The following is an 18701-nucleotide window of genomic DNA, read 5'->3' as shown; positions in this document are numbered from 1 at the left end:
TGCCCGGACGGCTATACTGAGTATGATGAAGAATATTGTGAGACTTAGTTTTTTATGTTTCATAGGTATGTTCCTGTGAATATAACTTTTTTTCAAAATAAAAAGTATTTTATCTAAGTTTGCCCTTCACAAAAAATAATCATGGGTAAAGCAATAATTAAAACAGAGAAAGGTGAAATGACTGTTCAGTTCTACGAACAAGATGCACCTATAGCGGTTGCTAACTTTAAAAAATTAGCAGGAGAAGGATTTTATGATGGCGTGAGCTTTCACCGAGTAATTCCAAATTTCATGATTCAGGGCGGTTGTCCAAACTCAAAAGATTCTGGCAAGGCACACCTTGCAGGTACTGGCGGTCCTGGTTATAAAATTGACTGTGAATTAACTGGAGAAAACCAATATCACGATCGTGGTGTCCTTTCTATGGCACATTCGGGAAGAAATACAGGTGGTTCGCAGTTCTTTATCTGCCACAGCAGAGACAATACTGCTCATTTAGATAGAAATCATACCTGCTTCGGTAAGGTAATTGAGAATATTGATCTTGTTGACGACATCAAACAAGGCGATAAGATTTTAAGCATTGAAGTTTTAGAAGATTAATTCTGAACTTTTCAAAAAATAAATGATATGAATTTAAGAGGAATAGTAGCAGTATCTGGTAGACCAGGTTTATATAAACTAGTTGGGCAAAATAAAGGCGGTTATGTTCTTGAAAGCCTTGATGCTCAAAAAGTTAAAATAGTTGCAAATATTACTACAACTAAACTGGCATCATTGGAAGACATCACGATTTATGGTGAAGATGACGATTTAAAACTGGTTAATGTTTTGGCCAGCATAGCTGGAGCAAAAGGTACCGTGCCTGATGCTAAATCTGATGCGAAAGCTTTGAAGTCCTTCTTCGAAGAAGTTGCTCCTAATCATGACCAGGAAAAGGTTTACTCATCAGATATGAAGAAAATCATCACCTGGTACCATTTGTTAAAAGATCTTCCGCTTTTCACTGAAACGCCAGCAGCGGAAGCTGGCGAAACCGATGGCATTAAAACTGAAGAGAAAGCAGAGAAAAAACCTAAAGCTACTCCTAAACCATCCAATGCTAAAGCTCCGGCTAAGACTTCTCAACCAGCTAAAAAGGCTAGTATGACTAGTAAAAAGGGAGTATAAGCAATTAAATCTTTTGAAAATATCTTGAAGGCGTCCTAAAAGGCGCCTTTTCTATACTATTTGTTGTAGTTTACAAAAGCATTTAACGGCTTTATCTCCGTGTTGCTACCGCCTATCCCGATCCGGGGCGGAATTAACGCGGTACCAACCTACAAAAGAAGCACAACATTTTCGACGTCTGAAGATTAAGTAAATAAAATAAATGATTCAGTGTACAATACACACTATGGTATGACGTTTGCTATGTATAACAAAGATGCAGGATAGGTATTTGTGATTAAATTATGAGAATTTGTGCTTTACCTAAGGCGATTTATGTGTGTTTTTACCGACTAAGGAAATTAAGAGAAAACCGGTTCATACGGGTTTATATTTGGTTAGAAAGGGGATGTTTCGTGGATGCGACATCCCTTTTTATTGTTTAAACTGATGATACTTAAGATTATACTGCACAGAATGTATCTAAATAAACAACTCATTACTCAGTTCTTAAGCCATTGCTGTAAGTTTGTATTAAATCATAAATACATGTCAAAGACAAAACTTACAATAAACAACAACGGATCGGTTAAAATTGAAGGCGATTTTGAAATAGTGGACAGAAGTGGAAATGAATATGGATTACAAGGAAGAACTGTTCTCTCAATTTGTCGTTGTGGTCTTTCAAAAAACAAACCTTTCTGTGATGGCGCACATAATGGCCATTTTGAGCATGAAGCAATAGCTTTTGATCTACCTCCGAAAAAAGTTTAGGAAAAATTCCTAAATTGGACCATGAGAAAATTATTCGCATGCTTTGCATTAAGTGTTTTGGTTCAATTAGTTTCTGCTCAGAATAATCCGGAAAAAACAGCTTTTCAGACAGGAAGTCCATGGAGACCAGAAATTGATGTCAGATCGGATATAGCGATTATCTACGGGGCAAATGACCGTAAAAATATGACATTCCAAGAAAGAGTAAAATCTTGGCGAGACCGCGGTTATCAAACAGATTTTATGACCGGAATCGCTTGGGGTGATTACGGAGATTATTTTCTCGGAAAGTGGGATGGGCAAAATCATATGGGTATTGGCCAAGTTCAGATGAATGGGGACACCATCTGGCATAATAAAGGAGTGGTTCCTTACATTGTGCCTGTAAAATCGTTCATAGAATATATGAAAACGGCAGTAGTAAAAAAGGTGATTGATGCGGGAATCACAAATGTATTTTTAGAAGAGCCAGAATTCTGGGCAAGAGCTGGATATGAGCAACCTTTTAAGGAAGAATGGCAACGCTATTATGGATTTCCCTGGAGAGCTCAACATTTATCAGCAGAGAACACCTACCTCTCAAATAAGCTTAAATATCAACTCTACTTTGATGCGATCAAAGAAGTTTCTGGCTATGCAAAGACGTATGGTAAGAGTAAAGGCCTAAACATCCGAGTATATATTGCGACTCATTCCCTTGTTAACTATGCTTCCTGGAAAATTGTTAGTCCTGAGGCTAGCCTCGCGTCACTTCCCGGCATAGATGGGTACATTGCACAAGTTTGGACGGGTACCGCAAGGGAACCTGTTTTTTACAACGGTTTATCAAAGGAACGCGTATTCGAAAATGCATTTCTGGAATATGGTTCCATGGTGTCGATGACAGCTCCAACGAAAAGAAAATTGTTCTTTCTAACAGACCCCATTGAAGATCGCGAGCATGACTGGGCCGATTATAAGCGTAATTATGAAGCTACTTTCGTAGCAAAACTCATGTACCCTATGGTAGCAGATTATGAAGTTATGCCATGGCCCGAAAGAATATATACCCGTCCATATAAGGTGGCTAATAGCACTGAGCAAGTATTGATTCCTCAATACTATTCTACTCAAATGCAGGTGATGGTTAATTCACTAAACAGCATTCAAGTATCCGACAATAAAGTTTCCGGCGTAAATAGCATCGGCGTTCTGATGGGCAACTCGTTGATGTTTCAGAGCTATCCATCTCATGACGGTTATGAAGACCCCTACTTTTCCAATTTCTACGGGCAAACAATTCCACTCTTGAAGCACGGTATTCCAGTGCAGACTGTTCATATGGAAAATCTTTCCTATGCGGCATCTCTAAAGGATATTAAAGTATTGCTGGTAAGCTATTCAAATATGAAACCGAATTCAGCAGAGGTGCATACGTACATCTCAAATTGGGTTCGGAATGGAGGAGTGCTTATTTATTGCGGAAGAGACAATGACCCTTATCAAACTGTCTTGGAGTGGTGGAATTCCTCAGGAAATGCATTTAAATCTCCTGCAGAACACCTCTTTTACACTTTGGGGATCAAGCCTTCACTCAGTAGTAATCAAGATTTTGTAGTTGGGAAAGGAGCTGTGCATGTGCTTAGAAAGAATCCTAAGGAGTTTGTAATGGAAACTTCAGGTGCCGACGTATTGCTTTCTACCATTAAGCTTGCTTATGAAAGAGATGCCAAAGCTGGATTATTAAATTTTAAAAACAACCTAGTTGTACATCGTGGTCCTTATGACATCGTTGCGGTAATGGATGAAAGTGTAAATGCCGAGCCGGTCGTTGTAAAAGATCTTGTAATCGATTTGTTTGATCCTCAGCTTCCGATATTAAATGGCAAGACTGTAGTGTCGGGAGCGCAAGCTTACCTATATAACTTATCAAGAGTTAATAACAGAGCCAAACCGCAAGTGCTTGCAACTGCTGCGAGAGTTTATAATGAGGAAGCCACAAGCAACAGTTATAGTTTTATAGCCAAAAGTCCGATTAATACCCTCAATAGCATGAGGGTACTTTTGCCAAAAGCATTCAAAAAAGTGCTCGCTACTAATGCCGAATCCGGCGAGATTAAAGAACTTAAAGCAATGTGGGACGAGCGTTCTAAAACAGTATATCTTGGCTTTTCGAATAACCCGGAAGGTGTGAAAATCATCATTTTCTGGTAACAACTAACATATCCACAGATGACTTACAATTCGATTAAATCTTTATTACTGGGAGCAGGCTTATTTCTTGGGTTGGCTTCAGGCTATTCGCAAGACAATCTAATCTACTCCCTTAAACATAATGAAAGTGAGAATAGCGCAGGCTCTTTTAAATTTACTCCAATAATAAATGCCGAAGCTACATCTATTAAGGATCAGAAATCTTCTGGTACCTGCTGGAGTTACAGCACGAACTCTTTTTTAGAGTCTGAAATGATCAGAATAGGGAAGAAGCCGGTAGATATCGCAGATTTATACACTGCTAGAAACACTTATATCGAAAAGGGTATCAATTATGTAAGGATGCATGGCGCACTAACCTTGGGAGATGGAGGAGCTTGCCATGATGTGATCAACATGTTTGCTAAATATGGTGCCATGCCTCAGGGGGCTTACCTAGGTAATGGCTACGGAACCGGAAGAACATCTGACAGGATGAACGCGGTCACAAAAGTGATCCTGGAAAAGGCAGTTAATTCTCCTGAAGGTAAATTTAATCCAAATTGGAAAGCGCAATATATCAGAGCAATTGATTCTTGTATGGGTGCAGTACCGGAAAGTTTCAGTTATGAAGGAAAAACCTATACACCTAAAACATTCGCCTCGGAAGTTGTAGGGATAAACCCGGAAGACTATGTGGAGCTATCTTCGTTTAACACATCGCCGTACTACAAAAAAGCGGTACTTATGGTTCCTGATAATTGGTCTTATGATCAGGTTTATAATGTTCAAATGGATGACATTACCAATATTATTGATAATGCTTTGAAGGGTGGATTCACTATTGCCTGGGCTACTGATGTTAGCGAGAAAGGGTTCAGCTGGAAAAATGGCATTGCTTATGTCCCTACAAAAGATGTACAGGACATGACGGCAGATGAAAAAAGAAACATGTTCAACGGGCCTAAACCGGAGAGACAAATTACAGTTGAAATGCGTCAGGCTTCATTTGATAGCTATCAGACCACTGACGATCATGGTATGCAGATTACAGGGATCGCTAAAGACCAAAACGGGAAAGAATATTATATAGTGAAAAACTCATGGGGTACGTCAAATGATTACAATGGATATCTTTATGTAACCAAGAACTTCGTGAAATATAAGACGACGGCTTTTCTACTCAACAAGAATGGGATTCCACCGGAGCTTAGAAAAAAATTAGCTTTATAGTGGTGGAGCAAAGGGGCATTAAAATGGCCTCTTAATAGCCTAAAATCCGTAGGATAACTTAAATCCATGTTCCACACGTTTGTTTCCATCATAAGCAAATCCATATGTAGCTCTAAAAATCAGGCGTTGTAGTCCAAAATAAAATTCTTTATAATCCTTTTTATCCGGTTGAGTTAGGTAGCTAGCACCCACGATTTCTTCAAATTTGATCTTACGTACTAATGGAATTTTGCTGCTGAAGAGGCCCGAAAAGTTATGCTCAATATGTGCCTCAATGTATTGCTTCTTAGTGCTGAATTGGTAGAAGTCAAGGAATAAAAACCTTCTCAATTCTGGTTTCACAAACAAGGCACTGTTGCCACGGAAGTGCTTGAAGTCGGGATAATACACGTTGTCATTGTTAAAGAACTTGCCCGCCCCAACTATAAAGGAGAAATAACCCAATAGACCTGCGCTGATCCTATCTTGTAGTATGGAGAAGTTAACTATGTCATAGTCCACAGAGCTGTTTAGGATGCCATTAATACCCTTTCGATAGTTTAACATCAGCGTAGGGTATTTAGATTCCTGATAAAACTTACCGTCCGGGCGTGTTATATATTGTTGGTTAAAAGTATAAGTGAGGGCACCACTCAAAGTTAGTGCTGTATAGTTTGGAAAGAGTGGTGTTTCTACATCAGGACTGAAAGGATTGTTCGAGGTAAATTCTTTGTCCTTGACATTTCTTATTTTGAAGGAGGTGTTGTTCACTAATGTAGAATTTCTTGAAAGGTCCGCTACAATGCTTACTTGTAAACCATTTAAAAGCTCTCTTGTAGTTCCGATATTTACAAACTCTTTCTTGTAGAATTTGATGAAATTTGTTTCAAATAATAAGGAGTTTACGGAGTTTGCTAACAGCGTCATTGTGCCTAAGGGATTCAGGTCGTAGATGCCTGATCCTCCACTTACGCTGATATTGGCACGTTTAACTGGATCGTAATAATAGTTGGCTGTTAGGTTAGCCGTAAATTCTTTACTGGCAAAGCCATACCTCGCTTCTGGCCTTATGCTGTAATATTTTCTGTCTTCAAGATTTTTCAGGAATGTGACACCATAATTTATTGCGAAACCTTCAACGGTATTATAGATAAGAGCTTTCAATATAGGGTCAAAGCTTAAGGACTTTTTCTCGAAGCGATTGTTAATCGTATAACCAGAAACTAAAAGCTTAGCGATGCCGAACTTATTGTTTACTCGTTCAATTGAATCAAGGTATTTCTTGGACGTTTTTAATGCAGCTGCGCTGTCTTTGCGAACATAATCCCTGCTTTCTTCAGCTGTTAGTGGAATTGGTCTGTTGTTAAGCCAGAACAAAGAATCCTTTTTGGTAACTGCTTTGGTGATTTTAAGTATCTCCCCTGTAAAATATCCCTTGGGGAATTCTGGATGAATATTGTAATTGCTGTAGACACCAACATAATAGCCTTCAAACTTGAAACCTAAAACATTTCCATTGAACTGGAAATTGATGTTGGAAGGCATATATGTGTTTTCTACTTTAAGAAACTGCTGAGATATTTTTAAAGTATCGATCAAGTTGACACCAGAGTTTTTCGAAAGGTAAACATCGGCGTCAACGACATGCCAGCTTTCATCCTTTATGTAAATCACCCCTCTAAATACTGGGTCATGTTCTCTGCGTGGAATCACCTGAATTTTATTGATGGTAGCACCAGCATCGCTAGTTACTCCCAGCAACTTATACCGATAAAAACTCATAGCGTTATCAGCAATAGGCGATACAAAGCCCCTCGAGCTCAATTTATTTTCCAAAAGAATATTTTGGTAGAAGTTCACCATCAGATCTGAGGCCTTATTAAAGCTAAAAGCATTATTTCTGCCGGCTACCTTTGATGATACCATTTCCTCATGAATTTTGTCAGGTTGTTGAAAGGCAAAGCTTGACGTAGATTCGGACAAATAAAGTATTCCTTTTCTATTGGTGTCGAGATCCAACGTTTTCTGAATATCTCTGCCGAAGAATTTCTTGGGGGCACCAACAAGCTTTTGGACTCCCTTAATGTATACGTTAGTATTAAATTCTTTGACCTCAGTTAAGTGGAATTTTCGCTGTTTAATGGCTTGTCGGATGATCTCATAAGCTGGATCTTCGGCATTACCATCTATAATGACTCCGGTAAGACTATATGCCTCAGCAGTGAGCACCACATTCTCTGTATGATTTGCATCTACTGTTACGTTTAGCTCTTTAGATTTGTAGCCAATTGCCCGATAGACAATAGTATGTGTTCCCTTATCCAATGCCAGACCATATACTCCATCAACATTCGCAGAAGTTCCTTTGGTTGTGCTTTTGATGTAAATCGATGCAAACGGTACAGGTTCTCCATCAGTATCCTTCACAGTACCGCTAAGTTTCAATTGCTGAGCAGAAATACCCAGCGCGTTTAGTAAAAGGAAAATGGTAAAGTATATGTTCTTCATTATCAGAATTAAGTTTTAAATATCGGATTTGTTCACTGAGTTAACACATTTTTAGTGTTAAAGTTTGTTAAGCACTATTAAATTAGGTTGCCAGGTAAAGACGAATATTTCATAACTTTGATTGCAATAATTTATCATTATGTATAAAACTTTACTGCCTGTACTACAACAGGACCTTCAGCAAATAGAAAAGGACGGTCTGTTTAAAATGGAACGTATCATAGTTACACCCCAAGGTCCTGTCATCAAGATCAGTACTGGACAGGAAGTAATAAACTTTTGCGCCAATAACTATCTTGGACTGTCTTCTCATCCTAATGTTATAGATGCAGCAAAGAAGGCGATTGATAAATATGGTTATGGTATGTCTTCTGTACGGTTCATTTGCGGGACACAGGATGTGCACAAAGAACTAGAGGCAAAGCTTTCACAATTTCTTGGTACTGAGGATACGATTCTATACGCTGCGGCGTTTGATGCTAACGGGGGTGTCTTTGAACCTTTGTTTAACGATCAGGATGCCATTATTTCTGATGAATTGAACCATGCGTCCATAATTGATGGGGTCCGCCTGTGTAAAGCAAAACGCTTCAGATACAAAAATGCAGATATGGCTGATCTGGAGCAACAATTGATTGCAGCCAAAGATTCAAGACACAGAATTATTGTTACTGATGGAGCTTTTTCAATGGACGGTGTTGTGGCTCCATTGGATAAGATTTGTGACCTTGCGGATAAATATGAAGCCTTGGTGATGATCGATGAATCGCATTGTACAGGCTTTATGGGCAAAACAGGCAGAGGCACTCATGAGCACTTTAATGTCATAGACCGGATTGACATTATAACAGGCACCCTAGGCAAGGCGCTCGGTGGTGCATCCGGCGGTTTTACGTCAGGTAAAAAGGAAATCATTGACATGTTGCGTCAGAGATCAAGACCTTATTTGTTTTCTAATACGCTGGCACCTGCTATCACAGGAGCTTCTGTGGCGGTACTAGACCTTTTAAGCGAAACTACTGAACTAAGAGATAAGCTGGAAAGCAATACTTCCTATTTCCGGAAAAAAATGACGGAAGCCGGTTTCGATATTAAAGAAGGTGTACATCCAATTGTTCCAGTGATGTTGTATGACGCGAAGTTGGCGCAGGAGTTTGCGGCAAGAATGCTGGAAGAAGGAATCTACGTGATTGGATTCTACTATCCTGTAGTTGGTCAGGGCAAGGCCAGAATTCGTGTTCAGCTTTCTGCGGCGCATGAGCAGCACCATTTAGACAAAGCTATAGCTGCTTTTACAAAAGTTGGTAAAGAACTTAGTGTTATTAAATAGCTGTATATTTGCATCATGTTACAAGGCAAAATAACACAATATTCAGAGGAGATTAATGCATTCTCTACTACAAATGCAAATGAATTAGAACAATTCCGTATCCGGTTTCTTGGTACAAAGGGAATCATTAAAGATATTTTTGAAGAATTCAAATCTGTTTCTCCTGAAGCGAAGAGAGTTCTTGGGAAGGTTTTAAACCAGTTTAAGCAACTTGCTGAAGATAAATATCAGGAACTTAAAGGTCAGAGCGCTGTTATTGAAGTGGCGAAAGACAACGGGATGGACCTTACCTTATCGGGTGAAGGTTTTGAGATAGGTTCCCGTCACCCATTAGCTTTGGTTAGAAGAGAGATCATTGAAATATTTAATAAGCTTGGATTTGTAGTTGAGGAGGGTCCTGAGATTGAAGACGACTGGCATAATTTCTCGGCACTTAATTTTCCGGAAGAACATCCTGCAAGAGATATGCAAGACACTTTCTTCATAAAAAAAGGTGGTGAAAATGGAGACATTGCTTTGCGGACACACACATCCTCTGTGCAGGTAAGGATGATGGAGAGTGGGAACCCTCCATTCAGAGCGATCATGCCGGGCCGCGTTTACAGAAATGAGGCGATCTCTGCCAGGGCACATTGTTTCTTTCACCAGGTTGAAGGATTATACGTTGATGAGAATGTTTCTTTTGCAGACTTAAAGCAAACTTTATTTTATTTTGTACAAGAGCTGTACGGTGAGGGAACAAAAGTTCGTTTCAGACCCTCGTATTTTCCGTTTACAGAACCATCTGCTGAAATGGATATTTCTTGTACCATTTGTAAAGGTGCAGGATGTCAGATGTGTAAGTACAGCGGTTATGTAGAAATTCTAGGCTGCGGCATGGTAGATCCCAATGTTTTGGAGAACTGCGGCATAGATAGTAAAAAATACAGTGGTTTTGCGTTTGGAATGGGTATTGAGAGAATCGCTAACCTTAAGTTTGAGATAAAGGATTTAAGATTGTTTTCTGAGAACGATACCAGATTTTTAAAGCAATATAAAAGTGCTCTGTTCTAATGAGTAGAGGTTTGGTTCGGCTGGCTTCAATGTTCCTGGTCATGTTCGTAGGATGTGGTAAGGAATCAGAAAATATACCCAACGTTTTTGTTCAGTATAGTGTTACAGTACAAGAATTTAATATAAAGGCGGTTAATAGAGTCTTGTTAGTCCCGGGTCATGGTGTTAAAGGCCTTATGATTGTGGCAGCTGGTTCAGGTTATGTTGCTTTTGATAGGTGTAGTTCAGTTAATCCTCAGAGCGCTTGTGCAGTTGAGCCAGATGACAATGGTATCACTGCTACTGATCAATGCACTGGAGCAAAATATTTACTTACAGACGGTACCCCTCAAAAGGCTCCAGCAGTGAGAAGCTTAAAAATGTATACTACGTCATTTCGTGGTGGGCAAGTTATAAATGTCAGCAACTAATTAATGGAACCAGAAAAGATTAAAGAAAGTATAATTAGAGCGGCAAAGGACCTTTTCAGGAAGTATGGTTACCACAAAACCAGCGTAAATGAGATTGCCAAGAAAGCCAGAATCGCTAAAGCTACGATATATAAGTATTTCGAAAGTAAAGAGCAGATTCTGGATGCTATTCTTATGAACTACCTCGATCTTAACCTTCATGAGATCTTAAAAAATAAAGCGCAGTTTGCAGACGAAGAAGAGCATTTGAAAGCCTTGATTATGAAAACCTGCAGGCTTACCTATACGGTTTGCAACGAGTTTATCGGCTGGGACTTTGTACGCGAAAATGCCAACTCACAAGAGTTTCTGAAGCACCTATCAGATCAACTCGAATCTCTTTTACTTTCAGCTTATCTGGAACTTGATCACTTCAAAAATAATCCTTCCCGTAAGGAGGGTCTTGCATTTCTACTAAAAGCGAGTAAAAGTATTTGCTTCTCTTTCGCCTTCACCTCGGTAAGTGATTCTGACGTTCGCAAAAACTTTGTGAGCTTTCAAAAGGAACTCTTACCGTTTCTGGTTAAGGCTGCATTATAAATTTGTTAATTCCTATATACCGTTTTGGTTTTCGGTATAAAAATGCTCATATTTGATTTATTAGGCATAATAAAACTATGAGTAAAGAAACATTAGAAATTTCAGTTTCTGTACAGGAGAACTTCGATATGAGTTTTCGTCACGTTGAAGGTGGCCTTGACTTGTTGCTTAGCATCTTGGTTATGGCGTTCATAAATGGCGAAAAGGCTTAGAAACTGCTGAAAAATTCAGGAGTAAGATACCCGACAAAAAAAAACCTGTAAATTTGTCGGATAATGAGTAGAAATAGAAAATCCGGTGTAGTCACGATTCTGCCTAATTTAAGTATTATAGATATCGCGGAAGAAGGAAAAGGAGTTGGTAAAGCCGATGAGCTGGTTGTATTCGTCGACAAAGCTGTTCCTGGAGATGTAGTTGATGTGCGCATAGTAAAGAAGAAGAAAAATTTCGCGGAAGCTGTTATTGAAGGTCTGATCACAAGGTCTGAACTAAGAACGGATCCATTTTGTCAGCATTTTGGCGTCTGTGGAGGTTGCAAATGGCAACACATGAGCTACGAAGCACAACTTACCTTCAAGAATAAAAATGTAGAGGCTGCTTTAAAGCGATTGGGCAAAATCGACACATCAGGGATGGAACCTATTCTTGGATCAGCAGAAAATAAATATTACCGTAATAAACTTGAATATACCTTCTCCAATAAACGATGGTTAGATAGGCAGGATATGGCTGAGCGATCAGAAGATCTGGAAGGACCGGATGAGAAGCTGGAGATGAATGCTTTAGGCTTCCATGTACCTCTACGCTTTGATAAGATTCTCGACATTCAACATTGTTATTTACAAGCTGAGCCCTCAAACTCGATAAGAAATAGCGTTCGCACTTACGCCTTAAATAACGGGTTAACATTTTATGATTTGCGTAACCATGAAGGAAATTTAAGAAACCTAATCATCAGAACCTCTTCCACAGGTGAAGTGATGATTGTTGTTGTTTTTGCCTATGCAGAGGAAGAGGTCATCAATGGTTTGATGGAATTCATAAAGTTAAATTTTCCAGAAATAACTTCGTTACAATACATTGAGAATCAAAAGAAAAACGATACCATCTTTGATCAGGAAGTGATCACCTATTCTGGGAGAGATCACATTTTTGAAGATATGGAAGGTTTAAAATTTAAAATTGGCGCGAAGTCTTTCTACCAGACAAACTCTGACCAGGCCTATGAATTGTATAAGATTACCAAAGAATTTGCTGATTTTAAAGGGGACGAACTGGTTTATGACCTTTACACAGGAGCAGGAACTATTGCCAACTTTGTGGCAAGGAGCGTAAAGCAAGTTGTCGGTATTGAATATGTGCCGACTGCGATCCAAGACGCCAAGTTTAACTCGGGTATAAATGATATCCACAATACCATTTTCTATGCGGGAGATATGAAAGATATTTTGACTGTGGAGTTTATAGAGGAACATGGGAAACCGGATGTGGTGATTACTGATCCACCAAGAGCAGGTATGCATGCTGATGTAGTGGAACGTTTACTCGAGATAGAGGCAGAAAAGATTGTATATGTGAGCTGCAATGCAGCCACTCAGGCCAGAGATTTAGCTTTGCTAAATGTAAAGTATCAAGTTGAACGCATCAAGCCTGTTGACATGTTTCCACATACGCAGCATGTGGAGAATGTAGTATTGTTAAGATTGAAGAAATAGTTAGCCAACATACCTTATGGATATAGAAGAATTATTGCCGCAGGAACCGGAACAAGATAAAACGGAGACAACCAAAAGTCCACTTATCAGTTTAGAGAAAGACCTGGAACTATATGCCGAGTCAATTCGCGAAATCTCGGGGGAGATTATGATGGAAGGATTATCTACTAATCCCATTTTTCTTGCCCATCAACACGTAGTAAATATTGGTGAAATAATCTTGGACAGGACAGAGTTAAACACTGACTGGACTATTCAGGCCAGTACAGTCGAAGAGTTTGTGGAAAAGGGAATTATTACTCCCGAAAAAAAGGCATTGTTCCTTAAGAATTACAAAAAGCCTGAAGAGTACATGTGTTTGTTTGTAGTGACACCTGAGGGGGCCAATTTTGTATTTTATCCTTATAAGAAAGGAAATAGATAAAGGTACTAAAAAAACCTGCCGGCATCCACCGAGGCCACTGAAAAAGTTCTTTTAAGCAATACGGGCTTTAAAAAGAGCAGAAGAACCAAGGTTTTCTGCTCTTTTTTTTGTATCTTCTAGTGGATTTAGAAAAGGCATTTAAGATGTTAGCTCAACAACAAAAACTTCAATTTAGTGCTTTTTCAGGCCTCTATGCCCTGATAGTTCCTAAGGACAACCTACTGCGCAAGATCAGCGAACTAATAGATTTCGCATTTATTTACGAAGAGCTTTTGGATAAATATTGTTTAAATAATGGGCGTATGGCAGAAAGTCCTGTACGCATGTTTAAGTACCTGTTGCTGAAAACGATCTACACCATTTCGGACGTTGATGTCGTTGAACGTTCTATGTATGATATGTCCTTCAAATATTTTCTTGACATGTCACCCGAGGAAGCTGTTATCAATCCAAGTTCGTTGACCAAGTTCCGAAAGCTTCGTTTGAAGGATGCTGATCTATTGAACCTTTTAATTGGTAAAACGGTCTCTCTAGCTATAGAGAAAGACATTATTAAGTCAAGGTCTATTATTGTTGATGCTACGCATTCCCTATCCAGATCAAATCCATATTCTGCACTTGAGGTTCTGAGAGAACGTTCAAAACTGTTGCGAAAAGCAGTTTACAGTATAGACGAAGATATGAAAGGCCGCATGCCTGAAAAGAACGCTTCGGGTGAGCTGGCAGATGAATTGGCTTATTGCAAGGAGCTTGAAAAGCTTATTGAATCAGATCAGGCGTTATGTTTAATTCCTGCTGTCAAACAGAAGTTGAACCTGTTAAAGGAAATAGTGGAAGATACTCAGGAAAACTATACGCTTTCCAAAGACAGGGATGCCAGGACCGGACATAAATCAGTTGACAGCAAATTTTTTGGTTACAAGACCCATCTGGCCATGACAGAAGAACGCATTATCACAGCTGCAGTGGTCACCTCGGGTGAGAAAGGTGATGGTCCTGAACTGCCAATTCTTTTGAAAATAAGTCAGGATAATGGAATTCAGGTAGATACGGTGATCGGCGATTCTGCGTATTCTGGCAAGGAGAACCTTAAACTGAAAGATAAAAGTGATCAAAACATAAACATTGTAGCCAAGCTAAACCCTTCGATAACTCAAGGCTTTAGAAAGGATGAAGATAGGTTCGATTACAATAAAGCTGCGGACATGTTTGTGTGTCCTGCAGGACATATAGCCATTCGAAAAGCAAGACAGGGGGAAAAGAACGTTGGAAAAAATCAGGTAGACACCTACTACTTTGACGTTGAAAAATGCAAGATCTGTTCATTAAAAGATAGTTGCTATAAAACCGGGGCAAAGACTAAATCCTATTCCGTATCCATAAAATCAAGTTTACACAAGGGACAGATGGCCTTTCAGCAAACCGAATATTATAGAGAAAAGGCCAGCCACCGATATAAGATTGAAGCAAAGAATAGCGAGTTAAAGAACGTCCATGGTTATGGGCGGGCAATATCTAATGGCATTACCAACATGCAAATGCAGGGAGCGTTAGCGATATTCACTGTAAACCTGAAAAGAATCCTTAAACTAACCACCTAGCCGCATAAAACTTAGAAAAATAGCCTATAAAACCCGTACTCACCTGCTTTTTTACACAAGGCCATACTCACAATAACATGGTTCATAAAAAAAGCGATTAAGTAAAACCAGTGCTTTACTTAATCGCTTTCAGGATTGCTCCTTAACAAGGAACTTTTTCAGTGGCCTCGCATCCACCAGGAAGGTTTTTTAAATATTAACTATCTAAATTTTACTTAAGCTTTTTTACATCCCCACTTTTACTTGTAGAGGTTTTTTTAAGGGAAGCATTCCCTTTATAATACACATCACTTCCTCCACTCGCATCTGCTTGCAGCCCTTTTTCAACATTGACTTTAGCATCTGATCCTCCGCTTGCATTTACTTTAGCATAGTCAACCAAAAGTTCCAGCGCCTCAATGTCGCTCCCGCCACTTAAGCTGGCATTCATATTAACTGCTTTTCCTTTTAAGTCAACATCCGAACCTCCACTTGTTCTTAGTTCCAGATTCTGAGTTGCCAAGCTGAGTGTTATGTCTGAGCCTCCCGAGGCCGAAATGTTGATCGTATTTGTTTTTAATGTATTTTAACCATAGACATCACTGCCTCCGCTTGCGTTAATTGCGGTTATTTTTTTACAAGTAATATATACTTTGATACTTTGGTTTTGCAGTAGGCGGCTCCAGCTGATATTATCTTTGTATTTCACTTTTAGTGAGCTACCAGATTTTTCAACAATCACATTGTCGATCAAATCCTCATGCGCTACCACCTTTACACTTTCTGTATTTCCCTGGCTTAAGTATAAATCTATACCGCTGGAAACAGATATTTCCTGGAAATTAGCAAGCGGTAAATTTCTGTTCTGTTGGGAATGTGCAGGCAAAACATAAAACAATATGAACATTAAAAGAAGTAGGGTTTTGAATTGAGATTGACTTTTCATAGTTCTTACATTAAGCGTTTTGCAATGATTAGACGCAGACCAACACCAAACGTTGCATGGAAGGAATAATATTTTTAGAGACTGAATAATTTATTTTTAGGTAAGTTTGATTATCAATGTTAAAATGGTTCATTTTGTAGCAAAACAAACAAGATAATATAATGCCTGAAACCCAATTACTGATACTCAACCAAAAGCAAATCCAACAAAAAATCAATAGAATCGCTTATCAGATTCTGGAAGATAACTTGGGGGAGAAGGAAATTGTGTTGGCCGGTATCTGGGATAGGGGTTACAAACTAGCTTTGCGGCTTAAAGAAGTCCTTTCCTGCATCTGCGCTATTAAGATCACTATGCTAAAAATAGATCTTGATGGAAAAAACAGTAAATTGGTGGCTAAGACTGATCTTGATGAATCTCAGTGGAAAAATAAGGTAATCATCCTTGTTGACGACGTTTTAAATAGTGGTAAGACCCTCGCTTACGGATTAGGTGTTTTCATAAACACACCCCACAAGAAGATAAGGACCGTTGTTTTAGTTGATAGAAGCCACAAGATATTCCCTATTGCTACAGATTTTGTGGGATTGCAATTGGCAACTGTTTTAAAAGAACATGTTGATGTAGTGATGGACGTAGAGGGTGAAGAAGACAAGGTTTATCTAAGTTGATGTATTGTATTTAATTTCCTGAGAAAAAAGGAAAAGACACCTTAGAAACTTTGTTACATGCAGGACAACTATTTGACAATCCGACTAACCTTATCCTGATTTTTCCTCAGCGACGGAGGTATCCAAGCCAGATGTCCAGCATAGGCTTTGAAAAGGGAATCATGCAAGTTTTTAATGCCTCGAAAAAGAAATTTCAGGTTTTGTTTTTCGCAACACTTATGAATAATTCCACCAGAAAACTATCTCTAAAAACTGAATTTAAAAGTTGGGATGGAGGGGAGTACATGAGTCTGCAGCTCCTTAAAAGCGAATACAACAAACATTACCAGGAAACAATACGTAATCAAATTACTGTTTCATGATTGTGTTTATCTATATAGTGCTAGTATTTTTAATCTTGCGTTTTAGTGTTACGGTATTCAACTTCCTCTCTAATCCTAAGTTAGGCCACTATGGGAAGAAATTTGATGATAAAGTCTCAATAATCATTTCTCCGTCTTCGGTTGATGCTACAGAATTGATTCAATCCATTTCCTGTCAGGACTACAAAAATGTTGAAGTTCTGATGGTAGGTTCTAATGAGGAGCTAAGCACTACCGCAGCAAATGCAAAGGGTAGGTATCTGCTATTTGTAGATTCATGCTCGGTAATTAAAATGGGTCTTTTAAACAGCCTTATTTATAGGGCTAAAGTTTTTAATTTAAAGTTAGTTGTGCTAATACCTAACAGAAGTCTCAATAGTTTCCAAGACTACTTATTGGAACCAATTCCAGACTTTGTTTTACTCAACTTATTGCCTTTGCGTTTGGTAAGGCTGCTAAACCTACCCTGGTCAGCCGCAGCCTGGGAACGACACGTATTTTATGACGCCGAAAGTTATAAACGAAGAAATGCGGATAGCGAAGAGGGCGAAAAAGATGAAAAAAAGGCTGAAACATTACTTGCGAATGGAATGATTTTGAGTAACAAACGGACTTCAGTCAACGAAGCATCTAAACAATTGTTATCGACTTTTGATAGAAACCCGCTAACAATTGCGGTTTACTTGTTGTTTTTAATCGCGGGGCCATTGGTTTTGATTTTGAACTCCCAACTTGCGTTTATTTCGCTACCGTTTGGACTCATATTTTTAACAAGAATAATGATCTCCTTTTTAACTAAGCAAAACCCTTTGATAAATGTGATTCTTCATCCTTTGCAAATGGTAGCGCTAACAGGACTATTAATTTCTGGCACCTTAAAAAAATTGTTTACCTCTGGAATACATTCGAAAAGTTAATATCATGCTCTTTTTACGTAGTTTTGTGTTGTAAAAGTGTGGAACCTATAATGAATTACGATTTAACCGTCACCATAGATAAGGCATCAGGATTCTGTTTTGGGGTAGTTTATGCCATCGATATGGCAGAGGATATACTTGATCATGAAGATTATTTATACTGTTTAGGTGACATAGTTCATAATGATGAGGAAGTAAAACGGCTTACGGTTAAAGGTCTTCGGATAATTACTCACGATCAATTCAAAAATTTGTACGGTGAAAAGGTGCTTATCAGGGCACATGGTGAAGCGCCTTCGACTTATGAGCTAGCGCTAAACAATAATCTCACATTAATTGATGCTTCTTGTCCAGTGGTGTTAAAGCTCCAAAATCGAATAAAAAGCTCCCATGATGATAATGAACAGATCCTTATTTTTGGCAAACACGGCCACGCTGAAGTGATAGGTTTGCAAGGCCAAACCGACGGTGAGGCCATTGTTTTTCAGGATCTTTCTGAATTGGATCATGTAGAATTACCTTCAAAATTTACACTGTATAGTCAGACAACCAAAAGCACCGACAAATTTTACGACATCAAAGACCAGCTCATAGGTAGGGGGTATGAGGTGAAGGCCAACGATACGATTTGTCGCCAGGTTTCTAACCGATACTCAGATCTTGAGAAGTTTGTGGTGAACTACGATGTCATTTTATTTGTGTCTGGTAAGAAATCGTCTAACGGCAAAGTCTTGCATGAGGTTTGCAAAAAGTTCAATCCAAATTCTTACTTCATATCACATATTGAAGAAATAAACTTCAGCTGGTTATCTCCACGTGATAAGGTGGGAATTTGTGGAGCTACATCAACTCCTATGTGGCTAATGGAAGAAGTTAAGACTTTTCTTCTCAATCATTAA

17 protein-coding genes and 1 pseudogene are annotated in these 18701 nt (G+C 38.9%); 16 read left to right on the top strand and 2 right to left on the bottom strand.

The window, feature by feature from the left end; translation table 11 throughout:
• Window positions 1–141 precede the first annotated feature (141 nt).
• The 5 genes from ACHFIZ_RS08315 (at window position 142) to ACHFIZ_RS08295 (ending at window position 5328) form a co-directional block, all read left to right on the top strand.
• Window positions 142–603, top strand: coding sequence for a peptidylprolyl isomerase (locus ACHFIZ_RS08315; protein ID WP_410884740.1), 462 nt, complete (start codon window positions 142–144; stop codon window positions 601–603).
• A gap of 27 nt (window positions 604–630) precedes the next feature.
• On the top strand, window positions 631–1170 hold the full coding sequence (locus ACHFIZ_RS08310) for a DUF5606 domain-containing protein (RefSeq protein ID WP_410884738.1): 540 nt from the start codon (window positions 631–633) through the stop codon (window positions 1168–1170).
• Between the two features lie 528 nt (window positions 1171–1698).
• Entirely contained in the window at window positions 1699–1923 is a 225-nt protein-coding gene (locus ACHFIZ_RS08305) for a CDGSH iron-sulfur domain-containing protein (protein ID WP_188415679.1), read from the top strand.
• A 21-nt stretch (window positions 1924–1944) separates the two neighbouring features.
• Window positions 1945–4116 carry a hypothetical protein gene (locus ACHFIZ_RS08300; RefSeq protein ID WP_410884736.1) on the top strand — a complete coding sequence of 724 codons (2172 nt, stop codon included), beginning with the start codon at window positions 1945–1947 and terminating at the stop codon, window positions 4114–4116.
• 18 nt (window positions 4117–4134) lie between these two features.
• Entirely contained in the window at window positions 4135–5328 is a 1194-nt protein-coding gene (locus ACHFIZ_RS08295) for an aminopeptidase C (RefSeq protein ID WP_410884734.1), read from the top strand.
• A gap of 39 nt (window positions 5329–5367) precedes the next feature.
• Here ACHFIZ_RS08295 and ACHFIZ_RS08290 read toward each other — a convergent pair whose 3' ends face one another.
• The gene (locus ACHFIZ_RS08290) at window positions 5368–7815 is read right to left on the bottom strand and encodes a DUF5686 and carboxypeptidase regulatory-like domain-containing protein (protein WP_410884732.1); all 2448 of its coding nucleotides are present in this window, start codon (window positions 7813–7815) and stop codon (window positions 5368–5370) included.
• A gap of 139 nt (window positions 7816–7954) precedes the next feature.
• On the opposite strand from ACHFIZ_RS08290, the gene kbl reads away from it, so the two are divergent.
• The 8 genes from kbl (at window position 7955) to ACHFIZ_RS08250 (ending at window position 14927) form a co-directional block, all read left to right on the top strand.
• The gene (kbl, locus tag ACHFIZ_RS08285) at window positions 7955–9145 is read left to right on the top strand and encodes a glycine C-acetyltransferase (protein ID WP_410884730.1); all 1191 of its coding nucleotides are present in this window, start codon (window positions 7955–7957) and stop codon (window positions 9143–9145) included.
• 15 nt (window positions 9146–9160) lie between these two features.
• A complete protein-coding gene (gene pheS, locus ACHFIZ_RS08280; RefSeq protein ID WP_410884728.1) occupies window positions 9161–10198 on the top strand; it encodes a phenylalanine--tRNA ligase subunit alpha in 1038 nt (345 codons plus the stop codon).
• Window positions 10198–10608, top strand: coding sequence for a hypothetical protein (locus ACHFIZ_RS08275; protein ID WP_410884726.1), 411 nt, complete (start codon window positions 10198–10200; stop codon window positions 10606–10608). The genes pheS and ACHFIZ_RS08275 overlap by 1 nt, the downstream gene beginning before the upstream one ends.
• A gap of 3 nt (window positions 10609–10611) precedes the next feature.
• Complete coding sequence (locus ACHFIZ_RS08270) at window positions 10612–11187, top strand: TetR/AcrR family transcriptional regulator (protein WP_410884724.1); 576 nt, start codon at window positions 10612–10614, stop codon at window positions 11185–11187.
• A gap of 77 nt (window positions 11188–11264) precedes the next feature.
• Entirely contained in the window at window positions 11265–11399 is a 135-nt protein-coding gene (locus tag ACHFIZ_RS08265) for a phenylalanyl-tRNA synthetase subunit alpha (protein WP_410884722.1), read from the top strand.
• A gap of 63 nt (window positions 11400–11462) precedes the next feature.
• Window positions 11463–12902, top strand: a complete 1440-nt coding sequence (gene rlmD, locus ACHFIZ_RS08260; RefSeq protein ID WP_410884720.1) for a 23S rRNA (uracil(1939)-C(5))-methyltransferase RlmD — start codon at window positions 11463–11465, stop codon at window positions 12900–12902.
• A gap of 16 nt (window positions 12903–12918) precedes the next feature.
• Window positions 12919–13326 (top strand): hypothetical protein, encoded by a 408-nt coding sequence (locus ACHFIZ_RS08255; RefSeq protein WP_410884718.1) that lies wholly within the window; start codon window positions 12919–12921, stop codon window positions 13324–13326.
• Between the two features lie 143 nt (window positions 13327–13469).
• Window positions 13470–14927, top strand: coding sequence for an IS1182 family transposase (locus ACHFIZ_RS08250; protein ID WP_410884716.1), 1458 nt, complete (start codon window positions 13470–13472; stop codon window positions 14925–14927).
• A gap of 211 nt (window positions 14928–15138) precedes the next feature.
• On the opposite strand, the pseudogene ACHFIZ_RS08245 reads toward ACHFIZ_RS08250, so the two are convergent.
• A pseudogene (locus ACHFIZ_RS08245) lies at window positions 15139–15813 on the bottom strand (head GIN domain-containing protein).
• Between the two features lie 200 nt (window positions 15814–16013).
• Between ACHFIZ_RS08245 and ACHFIZ_RS08240 the strand changes: the two are divergent.
• The 3 genes from ACHFIZ_RS08240 to ACHFIZ_RS08230 all read left to right on the top strand — a co-directional run bounded on the left by ACHFIZ_RS08240 (window position 16014) and on the right by ACHFIZ_RS08230 (window position 18701).
• Window positions 16014–16523, top strand: a complete 510-nt coding sequence (locus ACHFIZ_RS08240; RefSeq protein ID WP_410884714.1) for a phosphoribosyltransferase family protein — start codon at window positions 16014–16016, stop codon at window positions 16521–16523.
• A gap of 358 nt (window positions 16524–16881) precedes the next feature.
• Window positions 16882–17802 (top strand): hypothetical protein, encoded by a 921-nt coding sequence (locus ACHFIZ_RS08235; protein ID WP_410884712.1) that lies wholly within the window; start codon window positions 16882–16884, stop codon window positions 17800–17802.
• Between the two features lie 50 nt (window positions 17803–17852).
• Window positions 17853–18701, top strand: a complete 849-nt coding sequence (locus tag ACHFIZ_RS08230; RefSeq protein ID WP_410884710.1) for a 4-hydroxy-3-methylbut-2-enyl diphosphate reductase — start codon at window positions 17853–17855, stop codon at window positions 18699–18701.

Source organism: Pedobacter sp. JCM 36344 (genome assembly GCF_046546555.1).
Lineage (GTDB): Bacteria > Bacteroidota > Bacteroidia > Sphingobacteriales > Sphingobacteriaceae > Pedobacter.
Note: the sequence above shows the minus strand (reverse complement) of the source record. Positions and strands in the feature narration are given on the sequence as shown.